20 protein-coding genes and 1 rRNA gene are annotated in these 26,007 nt (G+C 42.3%); 9 read left to right on the top strand and 12 right to left on the bottom strand.

What is annotated here, in order from left to right; all coding sequences use genetic code 11:
• Nucleotides 1–101: ribosomal RNA gene (rrf, locus tag QWZ01_RS23995) — 5S ribosomal RNA — on the top strand; the annotation flags it as partial.
• Between the two features lie 627 nt (nt 102–728).
• Here the strand turns inward: rrf and QWZ01_RS23990 are convergent.
• Together QWZ01_RS23990 and QWZ01_RS23985 are read right to left on the bottom strand one after the other, a co-directional pair.
• Nucleotides 729–2,807, bottom strand: a complete 2,079-nt coding sequence (locus QWZ01_RS23990; RefSeq protein WP_290327937.1) for a cellulose biosynthesis cyclic di-GMP-binding regulatory protein BcsB — start codon at nt 2,805–2,807, stop codon at nt 729–731.
• Between the two features lie 13 nt (nt 2,808–2,820).
• The gene (locus QWZ01_RS23985; protein WP_290327935.1) at nt 2,821–4,167 is read right to left on the bottom strand and encodes a sensor histidine kinase; all 1,347 of its coding nucleotides are present in this window, start codon (nt 4,165–4,167) and stop codon (nt 2,821–2,823) included.
• 498 nt (nt 4,168–4,665) lie between these two features.
• Between QWZ01_RS23985 and QWZ01_RS23980 the strand changes: the two genes are divergently transcribed.
• Complete coding sequence (locus QWZ01_RS23980) at nt 4,666–5,646, top strand: acyl-ACP desaturase (RefSeq protein WP_290327933.1); 981 nt, start codon at nt 4,666–4,668, stop codon at nt 5,644–5,646.
• A gap of 226 nt (nt 5,647–5,872) precedes the next feature.
• Here the strand turns inward: QWZ01_RS23980 and QWZ01_RS23975 are convergent, their stop codons facing one another.
• On the bottom strand, nt 5,873–6,205 hold the full coding sequence (locus QWZ01_RS23975) for a hypothetical protein (RefSeq protein ID WP_290327931.1): 333 nt from the start codon (nt 6,203–6,205) through the stop codon (nt 5,873–5,875).
• Nucleotides 6,206–6,325: 120 nt separating this feature from the next.
• On the opposite strand from QWZ01_RS23975, the gene QWZ01_RS23970 reads away from it, so the two are divergent.
• Nucleotides 6,326–7,345: an aldo/keto reductase gene (locus tag QWZ01_RS23970; RefSeq protein WP_290327929.1), complete on the top strand. Its 1,020-nt coding sequence runs from the start codon at nt 6,326–6,328 to the stop codon at nt 7,343–7,345.
• A gap of 114 nt (nt 7,346–7,459) precedes the next feature.
• Here the strand turns inward: QWZ01_RS23970 and QWZ01_RS23965 are convergent, their stop codons facing one another.
• From QWZ01_RS23965 to QWZ01_RS23955, 3 genes are all read right to left on the bottom strand, one after another.
• Nucleotides 7,460–8,035: a pentapeptide repeat-containing protein gene (locus tag QWZ01_RS23965; protein ID WP_290327928.1), complete on the bottom strand. Its 576-nt coding sequence runs from the start codon at nt 8,033–8,035 to the stop codon at nt 7,460–7,462.
• 437 nt (nt 8,036–8,472) lie between these two features.
• Nucleotides 8,473–11,976 (bottom strand): methylmalonyl-CoA mutase family protein, encoded by a 3,504-nt coding sequence (locus QWZ01_RS23960; RefSeq protein ID WP_290327926.1) that lies wholly within the window; start codon nt 11,974–11,976, stop codon nt 8,473–8,475.
• A gap of 261 nt (nt 11,977–12,237) precedes the next feature.
• Complete coding sequence (locus tag QWZ01_RS23955) at nt 12,238–12,684, bottom strand: DUF1569 domain-containing protein (protein ID WP_290327924.1); 447 nt, start codon at nt 12,682–12,684, stop codon at nt 12,238–12,240.
• 265 nt (nt 12,685–12,949) lie between these two features.
• Here QWZ01_RS23955 and QWZ01_RS23950 point away from each other — a divergent pair, with 265 nt between their 5' ends.
• The 4 genes from QWZ01_RS23950 (at nt 12,950) to QWZ01_RS23935 (ending at nt 17,195) form a co-directional block, all read left to right on the top strand.
• On the top strand, nt 12,950–13,996 hold the full coding sequence (locus tag QWZ01_RS23950; RefSeq protein ID WP_290327922.1) for a hypothetical protein: 1,047 nt from the start codon (nt 12,950–12,952) through the stop codon (nt 13,994–13,996).
• A 411-nt stretch (nt 13,997–14,407) separates the two neighbouring features.
• The gene (locus tag QWZ01_RS23945) at nt 14,408–14,770 is read left to right on the top strand and encodes a hypothetical protein (RefSeq protein WP_290327920.1); all 363 of its coding nucleotides are present in this window, start codon (nt 14,408–14,410) and stop codon (nt 14,768–14,770) included.
• Between the two features lie 63 nt (nt 14,771–14,833).
• On the top strand, nt 14,834–15,787 hold the full coding sequence (gene mnmL, locus QWZ01_RS23940) for a tRNA modification radical SAM protein MnmL/YtqA (RefSeq protein ID WP_290327917.1): 954 nt from the start codon (nt 14,834–14,836) through the stop codon (nt 15,785–15,787).
• Between the two features lie 184 nt (nt 15,788–15,971).
• Nucleotides 15,972–17,195: an acyltransferase family protein gene (locus QWZ01_RS23935; RefSeq protein ID WP_290327915.1), complete on the top strand. Its 1,224-nt coding sequence runs from the start codon at nt 15,972–15,974 to the stop codon at nt 17,193–17,195.
• 30 nt (nt 17,196–17,225) lie between these two features.
• Here QWZ01_RS23935 and QWZ01_RS23930 read toward each other — a convergent pair whose 3' ends face one another.
• The 6 genes from QWZ01_RS23930 to QWZ01_RS23905 form a co-directional block, all read right to left on the bottom strand.
• The gene (locus QWZ01_RS23930) at nt 17,226–17,699 is read right to left on the bottom strand and encodes an SRPBCC family protein (RefSeq protein ID WP_290327913.1); all 474 of its coding nucleotides are present in this window, start codon (nt 17,697–17,699) and stop codon (nt 17,226–17,228) included.
• A gap of 48 nt (nt 17,700–17,747) precedes the next feature.
• Nucleotides 17,748–18,584, bottom strand: a complete 837-nt coding sequence (locus tag QWZ01_RS23925; RefSeq protein ID WP_290327910.1) for a sulfurtransferase — start codon at nt 18,582–18,584, stop codon at nt 17,748–17,750.
• 59 nt (nt 18,585–18,643) lie between these two features.
• Nucleotides 18,644–19,117 (bottom strand): ribonuclease H-like YkuK family protein, encoded by a 474-nt coding sequence (locus QWZ01_RS23920; protein WP_290327908.1) that lies wholly within the window; start codon nt 19,115–19,117, stop codon nt 18,644–18,646.
• Between the two features lie 535 nt (nt 19,118–19,652).
• The gene (locus QWZ01_RS23915; protein ID WP_290327906.1) at nt 19,653–20,384 is read right to left on the bottom strand and encodes a lysophospholipid acyltransferase family protein; all 732 of its coding nucleotides are present in this window, start codon (nt 20,382–20,384) and stop codon (nt 19,653–19,655) included.
• A gap of 39 nt (nt 20,385–20,423) precedes the next feature.
• A complete protein-coding gene (locus QWZ01_RS23910) occupies nt 20,424–20,984 on the bottom strand; it encodes an NUDIX domain-containing protein (RefSeq protein WP_290327939.1) in 561 nt (186 codons plus the stop codon).
• Between the two features lie 379 nt (nt 20,985–21,363).
• Complete coding sequence (locus tag QWZ01_RS23905; RefSeq protein WP_290327904.1) at nt 21,364–21,987, bottom strand: LysE family transporter; 624 nt, start codon at nt 21,985–21,987, stop codon at nt 21,364–21,366.
• 207 nt (nt 21,988–22,194) lie between these two features.
• Here QWZ01_RS23905 and QWZ01_RS23900 point away from each other — a divergent pair, with 207 nt between their 5' ends.
• Both QWZ01_RS23900 and QWZ01_RS23895 read left to right on the top strand, forming a co-directional pair.
• Nucleotides 22,195–23,121, top strand: coding sequence for a cobalamin-binding protein (locus QWZ01_RS23900; protein ID WP_290327902.1), 927 nt, complete (start codon nt 22,195–22,197; stop codon nt 23,119–23,121).
• A 209-nt stretch (nt 23,122–23,330) separates the two neighbouring features.
• Complete coding sequence (locus QWZ01_RS23895) at nt 23,331–25,904, top strand: family 20 glycosylhydrolase (protein ID WP_290327899.1); 2,574 nt, start codon at nt 23,331–23,333, stop codon at nt 25,902–25,904.
• Nucleotides 25,905–26,007 lie beyond the last annotated feature (103 nt).

The following is a 26,007-nucleotide window of genomic DNA, read 5'->3' as shown; positions in this document are numbered from 1 at the left end:
TATCGGCGGTGTCTACCTCTTCCCATTCCGAACAGAGAAGTCAAGCCCGCCAGAGCCGATGGTACTGCGGTAAAACGTGGGAGAGTAGGTCGGTGCCCAATCTTATCATCCGAATACAGGATGTAAAATCAAAAGCCTTAGCTAATCACTAAGGCTTTTTTGCGTTTAAGGAATTTCCTGAAAACAATAGCTAAACGAGGTTTTAACAACCTAAGGCTTCAGCGTTTCACCTTTCAGAACGGGAACCACCCTCTTATTTGCTATAACTTACCTCATATCACATCTGAACGAGGGTTCGAATCCCTCCGGCTTCACAGGGATTGTTGTTTAAATAAAGGTTTTATCGCCCTAAAGCTTCGTATTATTTATGGCTATCTGTCAATTGTTACAAGCAAAAGATAGCGAGATGCTGATAGTTGCAGTTATGGTTATTGCTTAAATTATCCTGATATGTCGAGATTGAAGCCGTTAACAAGTCAATGTAATCTTACAGAACTCTTCAAGTATTTCTTAGCAGTAAGGGCGTTGAATTTAAGGCTGAAATGTTGCTATATAAGTTTATTACATGGGAAATCTTAATGTTCAAACAAAATTAAACGGGACAATCGATTTATATGGTAACAGTGTTTCGTCATTCCAACGGAAAATGTACGGCAAAGGCTGGATCCTTATTCAGCCCGAAATCTGTAATCGTGAGGGATTGTTAAATGAATTGGCAAATCATCAAATTAATCATTAAGAAACTCCTGCGATTTTTGAACTTTTGAACGAACATACAGGAATGAAAGCAATATAAGTGTTAGTATAGCCAATAGGATGTACAGATTATAATTTTCCCAGAAAATATTTAAGCCACTTTGCGTATCTGTATATTCAAAATTATCGCCCGGTTTATTGACATTGAATAAGTAGGTGTTGGTATTAACATCAGCCAGGCATATGTTGCTTGATAAAACCGAAAGCTGCTCAGTTACTGCTTTTGATGCCGCTGAAAAGGCCTCAGGTATGTGTTTTCCAGTAGCGGTAAATACCAGCGTGGCATTATTGCTTCGTCCATAAAAGATCTGGGCAAGGCCGCTTGATACCGTATCAGATAAAGAATAAATAGGAACGTTGTTGTCTGTATTATATAATCTGAAGTTCTTTTTAAAATTGATGGGAGCATCAGGAAATTCATTCAATAGCTTGTCTGTTTTTGAAAGCAATGCAATGATGTTATATTTTTTCAGATCGGCTGGTTTAATTTCATCTGCATAAATAAACTCAGGAAAGTTTTTCGTGTTGATGTTATTATTTAATTCATAAATGATCTCGCCCAGTGCTGCCGCTGTAAATTTTGAATAATCTCTACTAATTGCTATGAGGGTACTACCGGTATTAAAAGCTTCCGGATATTGGTAAAAACTCAGATTACCTGTTACATAAGCATTTTTCGGTTCCAGATATGACTTGTCGATATCAACCTGCGCAAAAAAATTGTAGAAGTTGTCACGAGAGCGGCCTGCAGATGGGAAAAACCTAAACTCGGCTTCCAGCGTATTATATTTACGACGCTGAAAACGGTTAATGGTTATTGAACTATTTAGTTTTCCTGTTGCATCCAACTTTTCGCTACTGATCAATAACCCATTCAGGTAAATATTAAAGAAACCACGGTCGGCAATGCTTAATGCGCTGTAATTAGCTGTAAAATGAATTTCAATTTCTTTTGGTGTAAAGTTAAAATCGCTGTTTTTAAAGGTATAGGTACTTTTTAAAGATCCAATTCCTGACAGAAAATCTCCAATACCTCCCATTTGTTTCAGGGACAACTTTGTGGCTGGAGCCTCATTGTTTTTAAAAAATGAGGTTTCAGCTTTTTCAATCAGAAGATAATCGCCAAAAGATGAATTTAAGATATTCATATTACCCAAAGTGCTAATGGCTTTTTCGTATCCATCATCACCATTGCCGGTTATAAATAATATCTCTTTTTGCGTGGCATCTGGCTGCTTTACAATTTTAATCGACCCCGGATCATTGTAGGTTACAGCTCTGTGTGTGATGCTATCTTCATTTAATGTTTTGTGTAAGTAAAATAAACCCTGTGTGGTTTTAAGATCTACTTTTAACAATTTACGTTTGGTTGCAGGTAAACTATTGATGTTGCCAACCTGTATGTAATTCTGAATACTATCAGGCAGTTTTCCCTCTTCATATACTTGTATGTTTTGTACCTGCTGTTTTTTTAACCTGGAGTATGACCAGGCCACGGCTTTAAGATCATGGAGTGTAGGGTTTGATGGGTATACTATTGCTCTTTTTGAATCAAAACAATTACTGATATTTATTTTATCGGCACTAAGGCTGTTATTTTTAGGCAACCACAGGTATGAGTAATTTTTAATTTTTAGCCACAACGCAGGGTTATTCAAATCCTTAAAATCATCATCGCTTATGGTTAACAGCGTTTTAACCTGGATCTTTAATAATTTATCGGCCGGCAAATCTGCTGGGCTAAGATTTAAGGTGAGTTTTTGAATAGAATCCTTGGTTAACCGGTTGCTAAATACCGGTTTATTATTAATAAGAACATTGATAAACGATCGCTGCTTTACTAAAGCCTGTGATGGCTCAAAATACAGCACCAATTTACTTCCCTTCATATCTGTAAGCGGGGTAACTTTTACAGAAAATGAATTGGCACCACTTATCCCATATATCACATCATCTTCATGACCGAGAGATTTTAAGGTTATTATGTTTTGTGCCGAAGCGGCTGTAAAAGAAAAGAATACAAAGATCAATAAGGATAGAAATCTATTCATTAGGTGGTAAATGTTAATTGATAACGTTAAATTCTACTCTGAAATAATTGCCATTATCATTGCTGCGGTAGCTAAGTTCGCCACCCATTTCATGAGCCATTAATTTAGCTATGGACAAACCCAGCCCAAGGCGGCTCTCCGTAGCAATTGATGTGTCGTTAAGGGTTTTCAACTTATCAAACATCATGTTTAGCTCCTGCAGGCCAATAGCCGCGCCTTCATCAATAATTTCAAAAACAAATTTTTGGCGTTGTAAACTCGTAACTACCTTTATGGTGTTATTAGTTTGAGCAAACTTTATAGCATTTGATAGCAGGTTTTGAAAAACCTGCCCGGCAAATACCCGGTCGAGTTTTACGTGTAGGGGTAGTTTCAATATGCAATTAATAAGGTCGATATTCTTCATTTTGGCAGTTTCGTACAGTCCCTTAAAAACATCAGTTACTTCCATATTGGCATCAAATGTTTCAAGGTTAAACTTCATACCCGGTGAATCGCCCCCCTTTATATCCATCAGTTTGTTAAGCATGTAATGCATTTTATCGGTAGCTTCTGATATATACTTCAGCAGCTCTTTCTGATCGTTACTGAGGCGGTAATCTTCTTCCAGTATCATATCATTACTCATTACTATGGAGCTGATTAGATTTTTAAGATCATGACCAGCTATGTTAATGAAGCTGTTCTTTTGTATATCCAGTTTACGCAACTGCTCATATTGCGCGTCGATAACATTGTTTTTAATGTTGATATCCGTGTTTTGTTGTTCTATTTGTTTGTTTGATTTTACAATCAATAATTGCGAGCGTACATTATTTGTAGTTACCTTAAACCGTACAACAGGGATAACTAAGGAAACCATGGTAGTAACAAAAAAAAATTGCGCCCCGTTATTTATTACAATATCCAGATTATATTGGCTTAAAGCATTAAAGAATATAGATAGTAATAATAATGCAAATAATAGTTGTACAAAGGAGTTAAAAGGCTCCCAAAATGTCTGGATATTAAAAAATAATACTATTGTTGAAAATATGAGATAGTAGATATTAAGGCTCTCTATTGATACCTTATTGCACAATATGGCCGATGTTACCGCAATTATAAAGAAGCTGATATGCAGCAATAAGCGATAGTCATAGTTTTTAGCTGTAAAAATAACCTGCAATCCCCATATTAACGCACTGGTTGTTAACCGGATAATGAGAAATGGTATCCACAAATGAGGAGCATATATATAATCAACAATACTTAAAAACGGATATATGAAAATAATTGGCCAAATAATATTATTAGTTTGAAACCACCCTTTTTTTGATATCTCTTTTATTAATTCGTTTCTTGTAATTTGAACAAGCATTATTTGTTATCTTCAATTATACGTAAACCACGCGTAGCTACCTGTTTTTTGAGTTTTTACAACGTTTTGTTGTAAAATATAACATCCTAAAATATTTGCCAGCAATGAGTTGCGTAGAAACAAAAAGTAGTCCAAAAGTGTAGAATTTACAATAAAAATATCGATCTGAGGTTATGCATCTGCTTATACGAACTCTGATTTAGTTACAGGATATAACGGGCAAAACCTGTAAAACGTTGTACCCGTTTAGTGAGACGTTGTTAGGTAATATTTTTATAGCCTCAGTACCTAATTATGTGCGCCTTTGTAATATTATTAACATATTGATCAATACTATTTTTATTTATTAGCCATTGAAATTTAAGAGTTGCTGTTGGGGTATCATTTCCATATAGTGCGGAAATTTTTCCAGCCGTGAGTCTAAGGGCAGATACTACTGTGAAATGAAATAACGTAATTATTTTTTAATTGATTACCTTTGTCATGTAATATACTATTATGAAATTTTTTGAAGAAAAACGTCGGGAAGTAATGAGCCATATTGAAAAATATATGCTCGAAAAGATGTTTGAATATTTGAAACCTGTTGATTCTATATGGCAACCATCTGATTTTTTGCCTGATTCTTCAAGAGATTCCTTTTTTAGTGAGATTAAAGAATTGCAGGAAAGCGCGCAGGGTTTAAGTTACGATCTGATAGCAGTTTTAATTGGTGATACCATTACCGAAGAAGCACTGCCTACTTATGAGTCATGGCTTACTATGGTTGAAGGTGTGAATAGGGACGAAGATGGCGGCTGGATGAAATGGACCCGTCATTGGACTGCTGAAGAGAACCGCCATGGTGATTTGCTGAACAAATACCTTTACCTATCGGGCCGTGTAAATATGCGCATGATGGAAGTATCAACCCAATACCTGATTGCCGATGGCTTTGATATTGGTACCGGTACCGACCCATACCGCAACTTTATTTATACATCTTTCCAGGAGCTGGCTACCAATGTATCGCACAGGCGTGTAGCATCACAGGCCAAAAAGGATGGCGATACCCTTTTATCAAAAATGTGTGGTGTTATTGCGGGTGATGAAGCTCGTCATGCTAAAGCCTACAAGTATTTTATTGAAAAGATATTTGAGGTTGATCCGAGCGAAGCCATGATAGCCTTTGAGGACATGATGCGCAAAAAGATTGTAATGCCTGCTCACTTTTTACGTGAGGTAGGTTTAAAAATAGGGCAAACGTTTGGCCACTTTACTGATGCCGCTCAGCGCCTGGGTATTTACACAGCTGTTGATTATGTTGATATATTGAAGGAGCTGATTGAAGACTGGCACATTGAAAGCGCTACCGACCTGAACGAAGCCGGCGAAAAAGCACGTGACTATATCATGAACCTGCCAAACCGCTTACTGCGTGTTGCCGAACGCATGAAAAACCCAATGCTCGAATACAAATTCAGCTGGATAAACGGATAGATAGTTTACCTATTAAGATATTAAACAAAAGAGGCGCATTTATGCGCCTCTTTTGTTTGGAAAAAATATTGTTGTCATCTCGAACGAGATACGAGGAGAGATCTTATACATGTGTTATATATAGCGTATAAGATTTCTCCCTGCGATCGAAATGACAATTACACTTAATTTGCCTGCTCTTTAAAGTCTCTGTTTTGGTATGTAATTTTAGCCTATCAGCTTTAGTTTAGCCCTCTTGTACCAGGTCGGTGCCATGATCGCCGGCGATATCTTTAAACAGATCGTTCAGGATAGATTCAATGGTGAGCGAGTTTACATCATCAACATAATGCTCCGAGCGGGTTATCCAAAGCTCGGCACCGTTAAGGGTTAAGCTAAACAAAAATCCCTCATATATCTCGGGGCCATATATTTCAATAGCATCGCCTTTACGTTCAATCGTAAAATTAATATCACTATCGCCTTTCCTGCGTTCATGAAAAAGCGGGTTAAGCTTTTGCTGCAGCAGGCTATGCAGTTCATTTATATCAACTGGGGTATGCAGTGTTATTATTTTCATGGTAGTACATTTGCATTGTTTAATATTACAAAGCACCTTTGTTATTGTTTCAATCAGGATTTTGGCAAGCTTAGTATATTATGCCGTAACCGGGATTTATATAATTAAAACATCACCTATATGAATTACAAATTACTGGGCCGCTCGGGCCTTAAAGTTTCTGAACTATGTTTAGGCACCATGGGTTTCGGTACCGAAGCCGGATGGGGCGCCGATAAGGATACCAGCTTTGCTATTATGGATGCCTACGCCAATGCCGGAGGCAACTTTTTAGACACGGCCAATATTTATAAACTGGGTACCAGCGAAAAGATCATTGGCGAATATATGAGCAATCATGATCGTGATTATTTTGTGGTGGCAACCAAGTACAGCTTGAAGGATAATATGACCAACCCTAACGCATCGGGTAATAACCGTAAAAACATGATGCGAAGCGTGGAGGAAAGCCTGAAGCGTTTAAAGACGGATTTTATTGATGTGCTTTACCTGCACATCTGGGATGATATTACCCCGATTGATGAAGTGCTGCGCGCCATGGACGATCTGATAAAGCAAGGTAAAATAAACTATGCCGCCATAAGTGATACCCCTGCATGGGTAGTAGCTAAAGGCAATACCCTGGCCGAGCTCATGGGCTGGAGCCAATTTATTGCCTTACAGATTGAGTACAGCCTGCTTGCCCGTACAGCCGAACGGGAACTGATACCGATGGCCAAACACTTCGGGATGACGGTTACTCCCTGGGCACCTTTAGCTGGTGGTGCTTTAACAGGTAAATATTTAAAAGGCGATAAAGGACGTATAAAGACCGAAAGTAAAAGACTAAATGCTCAAGCCGAGGGTATCACCAGGGTAGTTATGGATATTGCTGCAGAACTGGGGGCATCTGAAAGCCACGTGGCCTTAAACTGGACACGCCAACAGGGTTTTTCCTGTATCCCGATAGTTGGTGCCACTAAAGTTGATCAATTACTGGATAACCTGAAAACAGTTGACGTGGTTTTAAACAACGAGCAGCTCAAAAGATTAAACGATGCCAGCGCCATCGAACTCGGTTTTCCCGGTGATTTTTTTAATGAAGATGCCGTGCAGGTTAACTCCTTCGGTGGGTTTTACAATAAGGTTGAGAAAAGGTAGATGGTTAAAAGAGGATGTTAGGGGGAGGCATCCTGAGCTTGTCGAAGGATCGTGCTGGATGGCCTGCGCACCATGGTTCGACGGGCTCACCATGACGGCCTACCCTAAAAACTATCACCCGTCAATCTTAATATCGTACTTGCTTAATAAACCCGGAAGGCCGTGTAAGGAAAACATGGCTTTTTTTATTTGGTTATCATCCGGATCAATAGTAAAGTTGTAAGAACTGCGCAGATCAGCTCCCTTTAATATAGTACGGCTGAAAAACGCCCGGTGCAGGTTGCAGTTAATAAATTTTGAATCTGTAAGATCGCACTCGGTCAGGTCGGTTTCAACCATGGAGCAATCATTGAAGCGTGCCTTTTTATTTTTCTTTTTATAAAAGATGGCATTATCAAGAATACAGTTTTCAAAATGTACCTCAAATAAAAAATCGAGGCTTTTACCAAAATTTACCCCGCTCAATTTGCAATGTTTAAAGCTAACGTTCTGGAAACCGGCGCTGCTAACATCGGCTAAGGAAAGGTTACAATCCTCAAACCTGCAATCAATAAAAATAATACTATACAGGTTGGCATAGGATAGATCGCAGTTAGCAAAGCGGCAGTTTTCATAAGTACGATTGTGCCCGGTTATCTGGTCGGCACTTATTTTGGTAAAAGTTTGGTCTTCCTGGTGTTGAGGTTGCATACAGCAAATTTATATTTCTTGTATTACATTTTGCCTTGCCCTCGTTTTAAAGTAAGGTTATATTTATAAGCATTAATTAAAATGCCAGTCAAGATTTATTAGGCTAAAGCCGGTTTTTGATTTCTTAAACTGGCCCATAAATGGGACGGCAATGAATTCTTTAAGCATGTTTGTTATTCATGTATTTATCATTGCCGTTGGCTTTAGCCAACGGATAAAAGTATAAAAGCCAAAGTTGATGCGGCAATAAACTCCCGCTTCAGGATGTAATAGCTCACAAATGACAGGGAGAGGTAAAAACATGTGGAAAAGTGGGTTGTCACCCTGAGCTCCGTCGAAGGGTAGAGCGCAGAGGCCTACCCATCATGCTTCGACGGAGCTTAGCATGACAGCTTTTTAATTAATGTCTTGGCCATTACCCCTTTTTGGGGCCGCTGCTACATATTCCGCCTGTACTGCCCGCCAACTTCGTACAGCGCGTGGCTGATCTGCCCGAGGGAGCAATATTTACAAACCTCCATCAGGGTTTCAAAAATATTATCGCCGACAATAGCTGCGTGTTGTAAGTTTTTAAGCAGTAGCGGCACGCGTTCCTGGTTACGTTGTTGAAATGCCTGTAAAGCCGCTATCTGGTACTGCTTTTCATCTTCAGTAGCACGGATTACTTCGGAGGGGATAATCGTAGGCGATCCTTTTTTATTCAGGAAGGTATTAACCCCAACAATAGGGTATTCGCCGCTATGTTTCAGCGTTTCATAGTAGAGAGATTCTTCCTGAATTTTGCCGCGCTGATACATGGTTTCCATGGCACCCAGTACGCCGCCGCGTTCGTTAATGGCTTTAAATTCGGTAAGTACAGCTTGTTCAACCAGGTCAGTGAGTTCTTCAATAATGAAAGCTCCTTGTAAAGGGTTTTCGTTTTTGGCGAGGCCAAGTTCACGGTTAATGATGAGCTGTATGGCCATGGCCCGGCGTACAGATTCTTCGGTAGGGGTGGTGATGGCCTCATCATACGCGTTTGTGTGCAGGGAGTTGCAGTTATCGTAAATGGCATACAAAGCCTGCAGAGTAGTGCGGATATCATTAAAATCTATTTCCTGTGCATGTAACGACCGACCGCTTGTTTGAATATGGTATTTCAATTTCTGCGACCTGTCGTTTCCCTTATATTTATTTTTAATAGCCTTAGCCCAAATGCGTCGGGCCACACGCCCGATCACCGAATACTCCGGATCGATACCGTTACTAAAAAAGAAGGATAGGTTAGGTGCGAAATCGTCAATGTGCATACCCCGGCTCAGATAATATTCTACATAGGTAAACCCGTTAGAGAGTGTAAAAGCCAGTTGGGTAATAGGGTTAGCCCCTGCTTCGGCAATATGGTAGCCGGATATGGATACGGAATAAAAGTTGCGCACCTTTTCCGTAATAAAATACTGCTGCATATCGCCCATCATACGCAGGGCAAATTCGGTAGAAAATATGCAGGTGTTCTGAGCCTGGTCTTCCTTTAAAATATCAGCCTGCACCGTACCCCGAACGGTGGATATAGCATAAGCCTTTATTTTCTCATACACATCAGCAGGCAGCACCTGATCGCCGGTAAGGCCAAGCAACATTAAGCCGAGTCCGTTGTTGCCAGGAGGGAGAAGAGAAGCCTCACCTAAATCCTCTTCTTTGGAGAGGGCAGGGGTGAGGCTTTGATACCCTGGCCTTTTAAGCCCCTTATCATGGTACAGTTGTTTAAACTTGGCTTCTACCAGATGCTCCAGCCCATGTTCCATGATATATTTTTCACATTGCTGATCAATAGCTGCATTCATGAAAAAGCCCAGGAGCATGGGTGCAGGACCGTTGATGGTCATGGATACGGAGGTTGATGCCGCGCAGAGATCAAAGCCTGAGTATAGTTTCTTGGCATCGTCAAGCGTGGCAATGCTTACGCCTGAGTTGCCAATTTTACCATAAATGTCGGGCCGAGTGTGCGGGTCTTCGCCATAAAGAGTTACCGAATCAAAAGCGGTTGATAACCGGTGCGCCGGCTGACCAAGCGATACATAATGAAAGCGCTTATTGGTGCGCTCGGGCCCACCCTCACCCGCAAACATGCGGGTTGGGTCTTCGCCTTCCCGTTTCAGGGGGAACACCCCGGCAGCGTAAGGAAATTCGCCAGGGACATTTTCTGTAAGCAGCCAGCGTAAAATATCGCCCCATGCCTGGTACTTTGGTAAAGCTATTTTAGGGATCCGTAATTGCGACAGCGAAGTATAATATAATGGCTGTTTGATCTCCTTATCGCGAACGTGGTAAATAAAATTTTCGGCCTTGTATTTTTTAACGGTTTCGGGCCAATCTTGTAATAAGCGTTTACAATCGGGGTGAAGGCGGGCTTCGAGCACCTCAAGCACCCCCTCTAAATCTCCCCCAAGGGGGGGGACTTCTTCCGGCATGTTGTTATCCCTGTTCTTTTGTCCTTTGTCCTTGCTCTGGTTTATCAATTCCATCGCGCCCTTTAGCTGGTATAGCTGTTGGGCTATCAGGCATTGCTCATCTACCCATTCATCATAAGCCTTGCTGCTTTCGGCTATTTCGGCTAAGTAGCGGTTACGATCAGGCGGAATGATATATATCTTTTCAGATTCAACGTGTTCCTCACCCAATCCCGGCACCTCACTCCCCGCACCTCGCTCCAACAAATCCACCCCGGTTTTGGCTTTAATGGTTTTCATGATGGCGGTGAACAGACTGTTCATGCCCGGATCATTAAACTGGGAAGCCATAGTGCCATACACTGGCAGCTCATCATCCTTAGCGGTAAAAAGCTGGTGATTGCGCTTGTACTGCTTGCGAACATCGCGCAGGGCATCAAGTGCGCCGCGTTTATCATATTTGTTAAGTGCTACCAGATCGGCAAAGTCAAGCATGTCTATCTTTTCCAGTTGGGTGGCGGCACCAAACTCCGGGGTCATCACGTAAAGTGAAACATCGCAATAATCGGTGATCATAGTGTCTGACTGGCCAATGCCCGATGTTTCCACAATGATCAGATCAAATCCGGCAGCTTTGCAAATATCAATACTCTCTTGTACATGTTTTGACAGGGCAAGGTTAGCCTGCCGCGTAGCCAGCGACCGCATATACACCCGCGGATTGTTAATGGAATTCATGCGGATGCGATCGCCAAGCAAGGCACCGCCCGTTTTGCGCTTGGATGGGTCGACGGAGATAATGGCCAGCGTTTTATCTGTAGCCATCAAAAAGCGCCGAACAATTTCATCAACTAATGACGATTTTCCAGAGCCGCCCGTGCCGGTAATGCCGAGGGTAACAGCCTCTAAATCTCTCTTTAAGGGTGAAGCTTCCTGATCTGTTTGCTTTTCAAAAGCCCTCTCCTTTGGGGAGGGTTTGGGTGGGGCTCCCTCCGCCCAGCTGATTAACCTGGCAATAGCACCCGCGTCTTTTTCGGGTAGATGATCCATTTCGCCGTTGAGCTGGGTAACGGTAGGGTAGTCGCACTGGTTCAGCATATCATTGATCATTCCCTGCAAACCCATAGTGCGGCCATTATCGGGCGAGTAGATACGTGTGATGCCGTAAGCCTGCAGCTCCTCAATTTCATGCGGCAGGAATACGCCGCCGCCACCGCCAAATATCTTGATATGGCCAGCCCCGCGCTGGGCCAGCAGATCATGCATGTATTTAAAATATTCCAGATGGCCGCCCTGGTAGCTGGTGAGTGCAATACCCTGCACATCTTCCTGAATGGCACAGTTCACCACCTCATCAACCGAGCGGTTATGCCCCAGGTGTATTACCTCGGCCCCACTGCTTTGCAGTATGCGGCGCATGATGTTGATAGTGGCATCATGCCCGTCGAACAGTGAAGCGGCTGTAACAAAACGGATCTTGTACCGGGACTTATACGGGGCAATACTTTCCATGAAGGGTTATAGTTGGTTATCACAAATTTAGTAATAAAGTGAATGAGGGACGAAGGACTTTGAGACAAAGGATTTTGGACGAAGGAGGAATGATATTTTTCGACGTGTGATTGTGAGGAACGAAGCAATCGCGAACTGTGTATGACTATTGTCTGAGCCACGATTAAACAGATTCACGGATTTATAGATTTAACCAATTGATTAAGGAAATCCTGTTAATCACTAAATCTGTTTAATCGAGGTTCAGACTAATGATTGGAATTATCCCCCAAACTGCCTCAAATGATGATCAATATGTTTATAAGCTAAAAGGCCGGTCTGTTCATCGGTCATTTTGCCGATGAAGGCGTGTACATAGTTGTGGTTGGTAAAATGGGCATATTCATTTATCAGCTCTATCCATTTCGCTTTTTCGGCGGCCACATCAATATCACTTTCTGTTACCCTGAGCTCGGCGAGAGTGGGCATATTTCGCCTTATGGGGTTTTCGTCTTTTATCATTTCTTTCAAGGCCATTTTACCAAACAGCAAACCAATAAATACGCGTTTAAATTTCCGTTTACCTAATGTAGCCTCATCGTAAAGGGTACAATGCTTCAGCATTTGGTTGATGTTCATTTTGCCCCATTGCGCCCTGCTGTTTTCATCAAGTGTATTGATCCTGTTTATCAGCTCATCACGGGTTGTTTGATCAAATATGGTTTTCATACTTATGGTGTTTGTGGTATTGCCTGAGTAAAGATATTTTTATTTATGACCTAAAAAAAGGTGCAAAAGCGACAATAAACAGGGTGTTTACGACAATGGTTTTACCATTAGACCTGGGTTGCCAATGCTCATGAATACTCTCTTTTTCGCGGTTTATTACACTTTAATACACAATAGCGGCAAGCTAATATTAAATACGAGTTAAATATTTAACTTGTATTTATCGAATCTATCGAAACCAATTTGCCTTTTTAAACCATTTATTATGAAAGTATTAACCATTAGCATTTGCAAAATTGCGTGTTTAATTTTCATTTGCTATTTTTTATCATGCAGTAAAAATGAAGCCGGTATCGTACCCGAAAAATTAACCCCGGTAAACGCCGAAACCCAAACGGTGATGCCTGAACCTATCTTTACAGCAGCCCAACATGTTTTTACCGATATTCAGGTTTGTTATGATGATAAAATATTTTTGCTTGAAAATGGCAAACTCAAACGGCTCATTGGCTCCGAGCTGGTTGATGTTGATCTGCCTGCCTCAGTTTATACCAATTTTCATCCTACATTTCTTACCATCTCTAAAGATTATACCTTTTACCTGAGGGCCAGCAATGGCATCAAAATTATTAAGGGAGGGCAGGAAATTAAATTTTATAAAGTTGGCCAGCCGCCCCTGCAAAAATTTACCCCTGCAACTTTTGGCAACCTTGAGGTTGGTACCGATGAAACGGATCATTCTGTAGTTTTCGGAACGGTAAGGAGCGGGTTTGATTCGGTGTTCTTTTCACTGTCGAAAATTACTAAAGACGGTCATTTTGGTGATCTTACCTATACCGGCAGTATTGATGATACACAACAATTTATCAGTACCTTCGGTATCGGTGGTAATCCCGGTACACTATGGGATGCCGGTTTAGGAGCATCAAGCAATAGTTTTTACAGCGAACTTTTTAAAAGTACATTAAACACAGCGCCATATGGCTACCTGGTGAGCAATCGCTATGGTGTAGCACCAACCAATCATACTTCGCCTCCCGGAGAAGGGCCTATAGACAGTGTTAAGTTTAATGTACTGGTTGCCATTGAGGTGAGTAAGGATGGTAAAACACTATATCTGAAAACAGGCGAATATGGTACCGATAATCCCGAACCGGGCGGCGGTATCAGCAATATGGGCGAAATTATGAAAATAAGCGACGGGCAAGTAAAACTGATTGCCACCAATGTGGAGAATAAAAGAATAGCCCTTTCAAATGATGGTAAAACGCTGTACATAGCCGGTAATGGCTTGTCGAAAATAAGTTTCTGATAATGCCCCTATTATATAAACCGGTGGTGGGTAAAAACTCGCTGCCGGTTATTTAAACATAAATAACCTAAGATTTTTCAGCTATTAAAATACTCTTTAGCAGGATTGCCATGCGCCCGGCAATAGCCGCATCTCTCCTTGCTATTTAGCGGGAAATATGCAGCCTTAATTTGCAATTGATGTGGCGGGGTGGGGTAGCTTGTAGGGTAAAATATTGAATTTTAGTTAAATAAAAGTAGTCATTTACTTTTGATAAGCACATACTGATGCTACACAATTGTTGTGAAAAAAGTGTGCAATATGTATACAATTTGTGTGCAAAAAGTAGCTCATGTTGCATTTGAGTTTATTTAAAATTAACTTGTACTTAAAGTTTACCATATATAAACCAATATAAAACCTTATTTTATTATGGCAGATCCGCAGAAAGATATTGAGGACGCACGCAGGGATATTGAGGAAGATAATAATCATTGGGATAAGCTGTTTAAGCTTTGTGCATATGTTATAGGGGCAGTTATTGTATACTGCTTTCTAATAACTTTTATTCCTATTCCACTTGCCAATGTGGAAACAGCCCGGCAGGTGCTTATATTTTTTATAGGCACTTTGGTTGGTTATTGTTTCAATTTACTAAGCCCGGGCATAACCTCTAAAAGAACCTTGCCCACGCAGCTTAACGTTAAAGGCGACAATACCAGCATAACCAGCGGTACAACCACCCGTACTGACATTGGCGTGCAGCCTGCCGATCCAGGCACTGCAGATCAGTAAGCCAAGCATGCGGCGAAGAGGTATTAGCAATGCACTCCCAAAAATTACCTATCTTTGCCGCAAATGCAATTAACAGGATCAACAACAGCGGTTTGGGAAAAGGGCTACAATAACTATGGCCCGTGGCTGCGCGATAAATATAAAGGGCAGCGGGTGTTTAAGGTAATTGTTGATGGTGGGTTTACCTGCCCTAATCGTGATGGCTCTAAGGGCTATGGCGGTTGCACCTATTGCAATGTTGATTCGTTTACACCATCGGTTAGCCGTAATGCGCCTACTGTGCGTCAGCAGGTAATGGAGGGTATGGAGCGCGCGCGTAAAGGCAACCGCGCCGATAAATTCATTATTTATTTTCAGCCCAATACCAATACCTATGCGCCGGCACATTACCTCAAAATGATGTATGACGAGGCGCTGAGCTATGGTACCGAAGACATTGTTGGCCTTAGCGTTGGCACACGCCCTGATTGTATCGACGCGGAAAAGGTGGCCCTGCTGGAAAGCTATACCGACCGGTTTGACGTTGACCTGGAAATGGGCATGGAAAGTATCTACAACGATACCCTGAACCAGATAAACCGCGGTTGCAGCCATGAGGAGCTTATAAAAGCCCTGAAACTTGTTGAAAACAGCAAGCTTGACATTTGCGTTCATACCATATTCGGTTTCCCGTGGGAAACACATGATATGATGTTAAAGTATGCCGATGAGATCAACCGTTTTCCGCAAATTAAATTTGTTAAATTTCATCACCTGCATATTGTGGAAGGTTCAGTGATGGGTGTTAAATACAAACGCGAGCCATTCAAGCTTTTCAGTATTGATGAATATGCCGATTTTCTGTGCGAACTTTTACCCCTCGTTCGCCCTGATATTGTGATACAGCGCCTTTTTGGCCTGAGCGACAGGGAACTGCTGATTGCTCCAAACTGGGGCCTCAAAAAATCAGAGATACAATACTATATAGATCAAAGGATATTAAGCCGCGGCGTAGTGCAGGGATCGAGCCTCACCTAAACTGCGGAGCACCTCACGAGCACGAGAAATATTTGATTGCGAGTAATCCTCTCCAAAGGAGAGGACTTTGATATGCTACTTTGACTCATTCTCCTTCAGATAGGGCTGGGGTGAGGCTTTTTGGTATCACTTTGTAAATCATTGATTATATCATATTGATCTGTTAGTTAAATTTGCATTTACTTTGTCACAACGAGCGCAACAAAACTATATTCCAGCTTTAACCGGGGTGCGTGCAATGGCAGCCTACCTGGTTTTTATATCGCATTTTGCCTATATCTTTGATGGTAGTGTCCCTTACATCCTGCAACGTTTTTTGGGCGAATTTCACATTGGGGTAAGTATTTTCTTTGTGCTTTCGGGCTTCCTGATCACCTTTAGGTATTATAATAATTTTGAGGGCCTAACTAAAAGTTGGTTTTTGCAATACCTTAAAAACCGCGTCGCCCGCATTTATCCCATGTATTTTCTGTTAACCGTGGGAGCATTTATTTACTATTTTATCACCAAAGACGAAACCATTACCAAAGGTTACGAACACCCGGTAGCGCTCCTGCTCATGAACATTACATTTGTGCGCGGTTTTTTTTACCAGTTTTGGGATACCGGAATAGCCCAAGGATGGTCATTAACGGTAGAAGAATGTTTTTACTTTTCGGCGCCCGTTATATTTTTGGTTGCCCGCCGTTATGGTAAATTTTATGTGCAGCCGCTTATCATTACGCTTATTGGTATTTTACTGTACCTGATCTTTAGCCATATTAACTGGTATGGCTTTTTTGGCAATTTTACATTTGTAATGTTGTTTACCTTTCTGGGCCGCTGTTTTGAATTTTTTGTGGGAATGCAATTGGCCCGCTATGTGCTAAAAAAAGGTTTTAAGCGAACTAACAAAGTAAATTATACATACGGAGGCTTTATACTGATTTTTGTTTGTGTACTGGTAATGGCCTTGCAGCCTGTGCCCAAGGGCTGGTTGGCCGGGGTTGAAAGTAGGGTAGGTATTGTTGTTAACAACTACTTCTTATGCATAGCGGTGGCCCTTTTCTTTTACGGCATATTAACCGAAACCACGATCTTTAAAAAATTCCTGGCTTTGCCGTTTATTGAGTTACTGGGGAAAAGCTCATATATATTTTACCTTATTCACCTCGGTTGGATATACACGCTCCTGCATTCGGGTTTTGACCACTTAAATGATTATACGTTTGAGCTGTTTGATAAATGGGGTGTATCATGGTATTCGCCTTTTGAGTTCGATACCTTAAACTTGTTGTACACCTTTATCTTATTAAATATATTATCGGTAACGCTGTTTAAACTGATCGAAGAGCCGCTTAATCATTACATCCGCAAGTCTGATTTCTTGATCAGGTATAAAGCGGCATCTGAAAAATCAATTGTATAAAGCGCGATCATACCGATATAAAAAAGGTCATTACACCTTATAAACGCCGAACAGCTTTTCAATAGCCTTTTCCCGGTAGGCGAATATCTGTTTCACCTTATCGCCTACAAAAATACTGTTGCTTAACCGGCCTATGGGGCCATAAGGGATGGCATAGTGCAAAATATCATTCATCATTACGCCGCCTTTGATTTCCTTAAAATGGTGCTGATGATGCCACAACGCGTATGGGCCAAAGCGTTGCTCATCCACAAAGTATTGTTTATCGGAAACGTGGGTTATCTCGGTCATCCAGTCCATTTTAATACCCAGTAAAGGCGATATTTTGTAGGTGATGATCATGCCCGCGTACATTTTGGTTTCGGCGGTATAATCAGATGTTACCACAAACTTCATATCGTTGGGGGTGATCTTGGCCAGATTCAGTGGCGATGAGAAAAAATCCCAGGCCATATCCAAACTAATGGGTATGGCCTGTTCGGTTTTTAATACGTATGTTTTCATCAAAAGGCTGACAAACCGCAGCGGCTATTTGTTTCAGATAACGGGTAATTATATTTTGGTACTACCTATTGGCAAATCCCTGCGCGACCATTCGCTCCATGACCCCACGTACAATTTTGGCCCGCTGATGCCTGCATAATCCATACCCAACAGCGTATGGCAAGCCGTAACGCCTGAGCCGCAGTGTACGATGACCTTGTTAGGTGTTATATTACCAATGGTATCCTCATAAAGCTTTTTCAGCGTTTCTGCGGAGAGGTATTTGCCTTCGGCATCTAAATTATAAATATAGGGCAGGTTAACTGCTCCGGGAATATGGCCCGCTATGAGGTCAATCGGTTCGGTTTGGCCCTGGTAACGGGGCGTTTCGCGTACGTCTATCACAATATAGCTTTCGTCATGGGCCGCAGCGCCGGTTTGTTCAATGTTAACCGTACCCTCAAACAGATCGGGCACTCGGTATGGGGCTGTTGAGGTTGGTGTGTACTCTTCGGTGCTTAACTCAATGCCTGCATTTTTTGCGGCCTGCAGCCCTCCGTTTAAAACCTGTATGTTTTTATGTCCAATGGCTTTCAGCATCCACCAGAAACGTGCACCGCCAAAAGCACCGGCTTTATCGTCATAAACAACAACATGGCTTTGCGTGGTAATGCCTAATTTACCTAAAAGGTTTGCAAAATCATTAATATTGGGCAGGGGATGGCGGCCACCTATGGCAGCATCGGTAACTTTAGATGCCAGGTCTTTATCAAGGTCAACAAATGCCGCGTTTTTTAAATGGCCGGCAAGGTAGCGTTGGTTTGCATCCTGCCCGGCACGGGCATCGATAAGAATAGTATTCGGGCCGGCTAAAGCCGGATCGTTGATTTCAATTAATGGCGACATAGTGTATCTGGTTTTATTGAAAACCAAATATAATTACACCGCGGGTAGTTTAAAGGTTTTTACTGCACTATTTTGTTGGCACAGTAAGAGCTTGCAAAAGCTTCAGGTTTGGCCTTAAATACAAAGCCCATGCTCAAAATGTAACCCATGGCTTCGTGCAGGGCCTGGTTTGATTTAAACAGTGGATTGGTATTAATATCGGCATGTACTTCCAGTTCTACATCATACAGGTCAAGCAAATCGCAAAGTTTGTAGGCAATATCGATTGATTTTTGTACTTCGCTCAGCATACGTTCTTTAATGCTCATTTTTTGCGATGTACGTTCCTGGTGAATGAACATAAAAGCGCCGCGTTGCTCACGTACAAACACAATAACGGTGGCAAAATCAGTTACACTGCCTTTCACCTGTGAGTCGGTACCGATACATACTTTGAGTTTATTGCCGAGGGCGGCTTCGCGTTCAATTGCCTTTTCAACCTCTTCCATAATTGGCGATTGGATAACCTCGCCGCTGAATTTTCTCCAGGTCATAAAAATTGTTTTAAGTTAATTTTAGCTGACCTTTTTTATAGGTCTATAAAAATAAGTGATAAGGTTTCATATTAACGTAAATATGCTATGATTTATTTGTTAACATTTCACTGATTATTAACAGATTATGATTATTTTCTGAACTATAAATTTACGCAATTGCAGCGGCTAAAGCAAAAACCTACGTTTAAACAGTTTAAAGAGGGGTTTCAATTTCGGATTTGGGAATTTCGATTTCGGATGTTTTCTTATCTGGTGCAAGTATGAAGGGGAGGGAGGATGAGTGTTACTTATCAGTGCCTCACCCAACCCTCTCCAAAGGAGAGGGTTTAAAAAAAAGTGTTTAAAGTCTCCCCCTTTGGGGGAGATTTAGAGGGAGCTTTTGCTTTGTTCCTCCTTTATTTGGCGCAAGGATGAAGCAGAGGGGTAATGCGTGAAGGCTACTTGTGCCTTGTAGGCTGTAAGTTATGATTGCGTGAATCAAACTTTATGTTGAATATTAAGAAATCCGAAATCGAAATTCCCAAATCCGAAATCACGCTAACGCAGCTCTGATCTTGTTTTCGGCCTCAAGCACGAGGTCTTCATATGGGGTTTGGCCAGGCTCAATTGGAGCAAGCACCTCCCAGGTCATGGGGGTGAAGGTATTGAGCGGATACAGGCCATAGCGGATCATTTTCCATGAATCTTTAATAGCGATGGGAACCAGCAGGGCATTTGGGCATTTTTTTAATATGGTAGCAATACCGCCCACCTGGAAAGCTTTTACCTCGCCGTTTTTTGATCGTGTGCCTTCCGGAAATATCACTGCCGACCAGTTATTCTCTTTCATGCGGTTGGCCAGCTTAACAATTTCGGCAATAGACTGGCGCGAATCTTTACGATCGATATTAGCGCCGCCGCCATGTTTTAAGTTGTATGATATGGATGGTATGCCCTTGGTAAGCTCAACCTTTGAAATAAATTTAGCATGATACTTACGCAGATACCATATGAGTGGCGGTATATCAAACAAGCTTTGGTGATTGGCTAAAAAAATGATAGGCCTATCGGTTGGCAGGTTTTGTTTATTGATGAAAGTAACTGAATTACCCACAATATAAGCGGTACTCAACAGACACAGGTTTAACAGATCAACAGCCCGTTTATGTGCGGTATATCCAAAAAACCGAAAACACAACCATTGTATAGGATGGAAGATAAGCAGAGCCAAAAAGAATGCTATAATAGCAAATGGGGACAAAATGTAGCCTAAAAACTTTTTCATCGACCACCAAATTTATATTTTTTTTGTGAAAAGGATAATTTACAACTGGTTTTCTAATATCAGCAGTTGTACTTTGAGTATAGCGGCTACCGTCATCGAGTCGGTGATTTGGCCGTTGCAAACCATGCGGTAGGCTTCGGCAAAGGGTAGTTTTTTGATGATGAGTTGCTCGGTATCTTCGGGCTCGGCCTCAAACTGGGTAAGGTTGCGGGCCAGGTAAATAATGCCCCACTCATCGCTTACCGAATTGCTGAGGTGTATTTGTTGAATTTCGGTCCACTGGCTGGCTTTAAGGCCTGTTTCTTCCAGCAGCTCGCGTTTGGCCGATTCCAGGGGATCAATACCATGCGGCCCCCCGCCTTCAGGCATCTCCCAGCTATATTGATTGAGCGGGAAACGGTATTGGCCAACGAGGTAGGTGTTTAGCTCGTCATCAAGCGGTAACACGCCAATAGCCATATTTTTAAAATGCACCTTGCCATAAATACCGGGATTGCCGGAGGGGTTGATCACCTGAAACTCGGTAACGTTGATCCAGGGGTTATCATAAACATTTTTTTCGGAGGTGATTTTCCAGGGATTTTCTTCAGGATGATGCATGGCGTTAAAAATAGTAAAAGCCCCTCTAAACTGCGAAGCATTCATGAATACAATTTAAAAACAAACCATCGTGAATAATTTCCCCTAAAGAGGAGACTTTATATTGTTACAATAACTCCCCCTTAGAGAGTAATAGCCCATGAAAAGGCAGTTTCATCAAACGACTCACCCCGACATCGCTACGCTTGTCGACCCTCTCTACGGCTTCGCCGTAAAGAGGGTGAGGAAGTTTTTCTTTATGCATTTTCACTACCCTCTTTCCGCCGAAGGCAAGGAGAGAGGGTGGTCCAGCGAAGCGCAGACCGGGTGAGTTTTTTGTATGCCATACAATCAAAGACTATGCCTTTTCATGGGCTATTAAACTTTATAGGGCTGGGGGTTAATGCTTAAAAAACGTGAGGTATATCTGTTTAATAACATGGTATGCCGCAAATGCAAAAAACAGTATGGCTATACCCGTATTAATAAAGCGTGTGCTAAGCGCGAATTTTTCCTGTATGTATTTGGCAAACCTGGCATAAAGAAACAGGCACAAAAAGGCGCCCGCGGCCGAACCTATACTGAAAATAACAAGGGCCACTTTACCATCCAGTATCCACTCATGGGTAATAAGGTAGGTACCTGTAACCATCCAGAACGGAACCTGCATGGGGTTTAAAAAGCCAAGCAGTATGCCGTATTTGATGCTGGCATGTTCAGAGTAATTAGTTTCGGGTGGTTTATTACGGTTTATCCAGGTAATAGTACCTAAAACGCCGAATAATATCACCATTACCCAGTCGATAATAACAGCAAGCCTTAACTCTCCTGATAGCCAGCGCGCGGCATGCATAATAAAATAGGTAAAGAAAAATTCAACGCATGAAAATGCTGTTATAAAGCGGATGGCTTCTTTTATGCCACGGTTTATGGTGATCTGTATTAACGTAAGGTTGATGTTTCCGGGCGGTATGTAACCAATAAAATTGGCGATGAGCCCTATAAAAAAGGTCAGGAATATCATTTAGGCAAAGATAAGTTGTAAATAAGCAGATGTGCAAATTTCATATGTGAAGTTTGTGGAGTTGTCTGAACCACGATTTTTGGGATTTAGTTGACGATTTTTTTTTTAATTAAATGTCTTTCGTCCACAAGTCACTAAGTCCAAACAATCCCTGGTTCAGACAAAAAATCCGCATATTTGCACATCTGAAATCTGCACATTGATAACATGCCAACTGATAAAATAGTTTCCTTACTGCCATCTGCCACCGAAATAGTTTGTGCCCTGGGTCTTGAAGATAACCTGGTAGGCCGCTCGCATGAGTGTGATTATCCCGAATCGGTAAAGTATTTGCCGGTATGTACCGAAGCTAATTTCCCTGATAATTTAAGCAGCCAACAGATAGATGTTAAGGTAAAAGAGATCCTGGCCGATGCACTTTCGGTTTACACGGTAAAGCGCGAGCAAATTAAGCAACTTGCCCCCGATGTGGTGATCACGCAGGATCAGTGCGAGGTTTGCGCAGTATCTCTGGCCGATGTGGAGTTTGCACTTGACAATTACCTCGACAAAAAAGCACGTATTATATCCCTGCAGCCCAACAGTCTGGATGATATTTTTGCCGACATTACTACCATTGCCAAAGCCTTGAATGTGCCGGAAGTAGGTGCCGACCTCTTGGAGCGCCTGATTGAACGGGTAGATATCATTAAACATAAATTAAAATTCAGCGAAAGCAGGCCAACCGTTGCCTGTATAGAATGGCTCGACCCAATGATGGTATCGGGCAACTGGGTTCCGGGATTGGTTAATATAGCTGGTGGCACACCGGTGCTGGCGCAGGATGGTAAGCATTCGCCCTATGTACAGTGGAGCGACATTCAGGAGCAAAAGCCCGAATTTATTGTTGTGATGCCCTGCGGATTTTCTATTGAGCGCACCCTCAAAGAGATCGATATTTTAATGCAGCTGCCCGGTTTTACCGATATGAAAGCAGTTAAAAATAACCAGCTGTTTATTGCCGACGGTAACCACTACTTTAATCGTCCCGGTCCGCGCATAGTTGATTCTATCGAGATACTGGCCGAGATCATGCGCCCCAAACAATTTGCCTTTGGCTACGAAGGTGAAGGCTGGATCAGGTTTGGAATTTAGGACTTCTTGGACTATGAGATAAAAGACAGTCTTGAAACTTACGAAGTTTTAAAAACTTCGTAAGTTTGGGATGCGCTATCAAAAGTCTCATAGTCCTTCCTCCAAAAGTCCTCATGAATATCTTCTTAAAATAATTTAAAAAGTATAGTTGAAATTTTGAAAGGTTAATTATATTTACCTTTCAATCCATTATCAATCAATACTATATTATGCGCAAAATTTTTACAACGATGCTTGTCGCGGTGTTTTTTATGAGCACGGCATTTACGCTTCATGACGAAATAAAATTCAAGGTATCCGATCTGCGCGTTACCTGGCAGGTGGTTGATAATGATTACCAGAATAAAAAACAAGCCCTAACCGCGCTGATACTTACCAATACCGGGCACGATGTATTGTCCGCCACCGGCTGGAAGTTTTATTTTAACTCGGGCCGTGGCTTTGCCGAGCATGCGGTGAGTAATAACGCTAAAATTACCCAGGTAAACGGCGATTTATATTGTATTGCCCCGACAGATGGTTTTAAAGACCTGAAACCCGGTGCATCTGTACGTATAGAATATGTTAATGACGATCCTGTGGTGAACGTTACCGACGCCCCAGAGGGTATTTACCTGGTTTGGGATGCCCAGCCCGAAAAAGGATATACGATCACCTCATTTAACATTGAGCCTTACAAGCCCAATTACCAGGGCCTGGTAACTCCCGAGATAGTTTTTGACAGGAACAAGATCATTACCGATATTCCGGCCGATAACCTGCCGCAGGTTTTCCCTACACCGTTAAGCTATCAGCAAACAGGTACCGATCATTTTGTTTTGAATAACCCGGCACCTATAGCGGGTTTCTCCGACAAAAGATTTGAAAAAGAGGCCCGTTTGCTAACCGATTATATTGCATCATTAAGCGGTGAAAAATCCAAGACCGAAACAAAAGCCGGAGGGTTAAAAACCATTGTTATTAAATATAAGGAAGGTATAAATCCCGAAGGATACGAAATGAGCATTACGCCGGCGGGTATCCACATTTTCGCATCTGCCACGGCTGGCGCATTTTATGCGGTGCAATCAGTAAAAAGCATGATCCCGGCATCGGCATTTGCTGATCCTAAAAAGAACATCGAGATTCCTTGTGCCGAAATTAAGGACGAACCCCGCTTTGCCTATCGTGCTGTGATGCTTGATGTGGCCCGTAACTTTCAGCCTAAAAAACAGGTGTTAAAACTGCTGGAAGCCATGAGCTTGTACAAACTGAATACGCTGCACCTGCACTTAACTGATGACGAGGGCTGGCGGATTGAGCTGCCATCGCTACCGGAGTTAACAGCTGTGGGTTCTAAACGCGGGCATACACTGGATAGCAAGCATTTTTTACCGCCATCGCACGGTTCAGGCCCCGATGTAAATAATACTGTTGGCACAGGTTTTTACACCCGCGCGGAGTATATTGAAATATTGAAATACGCTACCGACCGCCACATTATGGTGGTACCCGAAATTGAAACCCCGGGCCATGCAAGGGCACCCATCAAGGCTATGGATAACAGGTATAACCGCCTGATGGCCGAAGGTAAAAAGGCCGAGGCCGAAAAATACCTGCTGCGCGACTTGAATGATAAATCGGAATATCGTTCGGTTCAATACTGGAACGATAACGTGATCGATGTATCGCTGCCCTCAACCTATAATTTTGTGGAAACTGTGGTGAATGATGTTGCCGCTTTATATAAAGAAGCCGGGGCACCGTTAAAAACCATCCACTTTGGCGGCGACGAAGTGCCTGCGCATGTGTGGGAGAAATCGCCTGCTTACGTGGCTTTAAAAGCAACGCACCCGGAGATACAAAGCACTAACGACTTGTGGTATTATTTTTACGGCCGCGTTAATGATATATTAAAAGCCAAAGGCCTGCTGCTTTCGGGTTGGGAAGAGATGGCCCTGCGCAAAACCATGTTGGATGGCAAACCGGCCTATGTGCCCAATCCCGATTTTACCAAAGAACATTTACAGGCCGATGTATGGAACAATGTGCTTGGCGACGGACAGGAAGATCTGGCCTATCGTTTAGCCAACTCGGGCTACAAGGTAGTGCTTACCTGCGTTACCAATTTGTATTTCGACATGGCCAACTATAAGTCGTTTGATGAGCCGGGATATTACTGGGGAGCCTTTTTAGGCATCGATAAGTTTTTCTCGTTTATCCCTTTTGATTACTTTAAAAATGCCGATGTGGATAAAAACGGCGTGCCTATTAACCGGGCGTTATTCATAGGCAAACAGCGCCTTACCGATTATGGAAAAAGCAATATTGTAGGCCTTCAAGGTGCGCTTTGGGCCGAAACAGTTAAAAGTACCGAGCGGATGGATTATATGATATTCCCCCGCCTGCTTGCGCTGGCCGAACGCGCCTGGGCCAAAGACCCGCAATGGGCTACAGAACCTGATCCGGCCAAGGCTCAGCAACTGTATCAGCAGGCATGGTCGAACTTTTTAAATGTGCTGGGCAAGCGTGAACTGCCTCGACTAAGTTATTACGAAGGCGGTTTTAATTATCGTATCCCTAAACCGGGCATCAGCCTGCAGGATGGCAAGTATCTGAGCAATATAGAATTTCCGGGTTTAACCATCCGCTATACTACCAACGGTAAAGACCCTGACGATAAAAGCAAGGTTTACAATGGTCCGGTTAACTATAAAGGTGGCGAGATCAAATTCCGCGCGTTTGATGTTAAAGGCCGCGGCGGTAATGTAGCCGAGGGCGGAAGCAATGGTTTGAATCCGTAAGATATAGGGAGACGCATGTAATGCGTTTCTACCTTTTTATAATCATTGTAGAGGTGCATCACATGCGCCTTTTTTCTTTAATAAGGATTGAATAAAGGAGGGG

The sequence above is a fragment of the Mucilaginibacter aquaedulcis genome (assembly GCF_030409325.1).
Lineage (GTDB): Bacteria > Bacteroidota > Bacteroidia > Sphingobacteriales > Sphingobacteriaceae > Mucilaginibacter > Mucilaginibacter aquaedulcis.
Note: the sequence above shows the minus strand (reverse complement) of the source record. Positions and strands in the feature narration are given on the sequence as shown.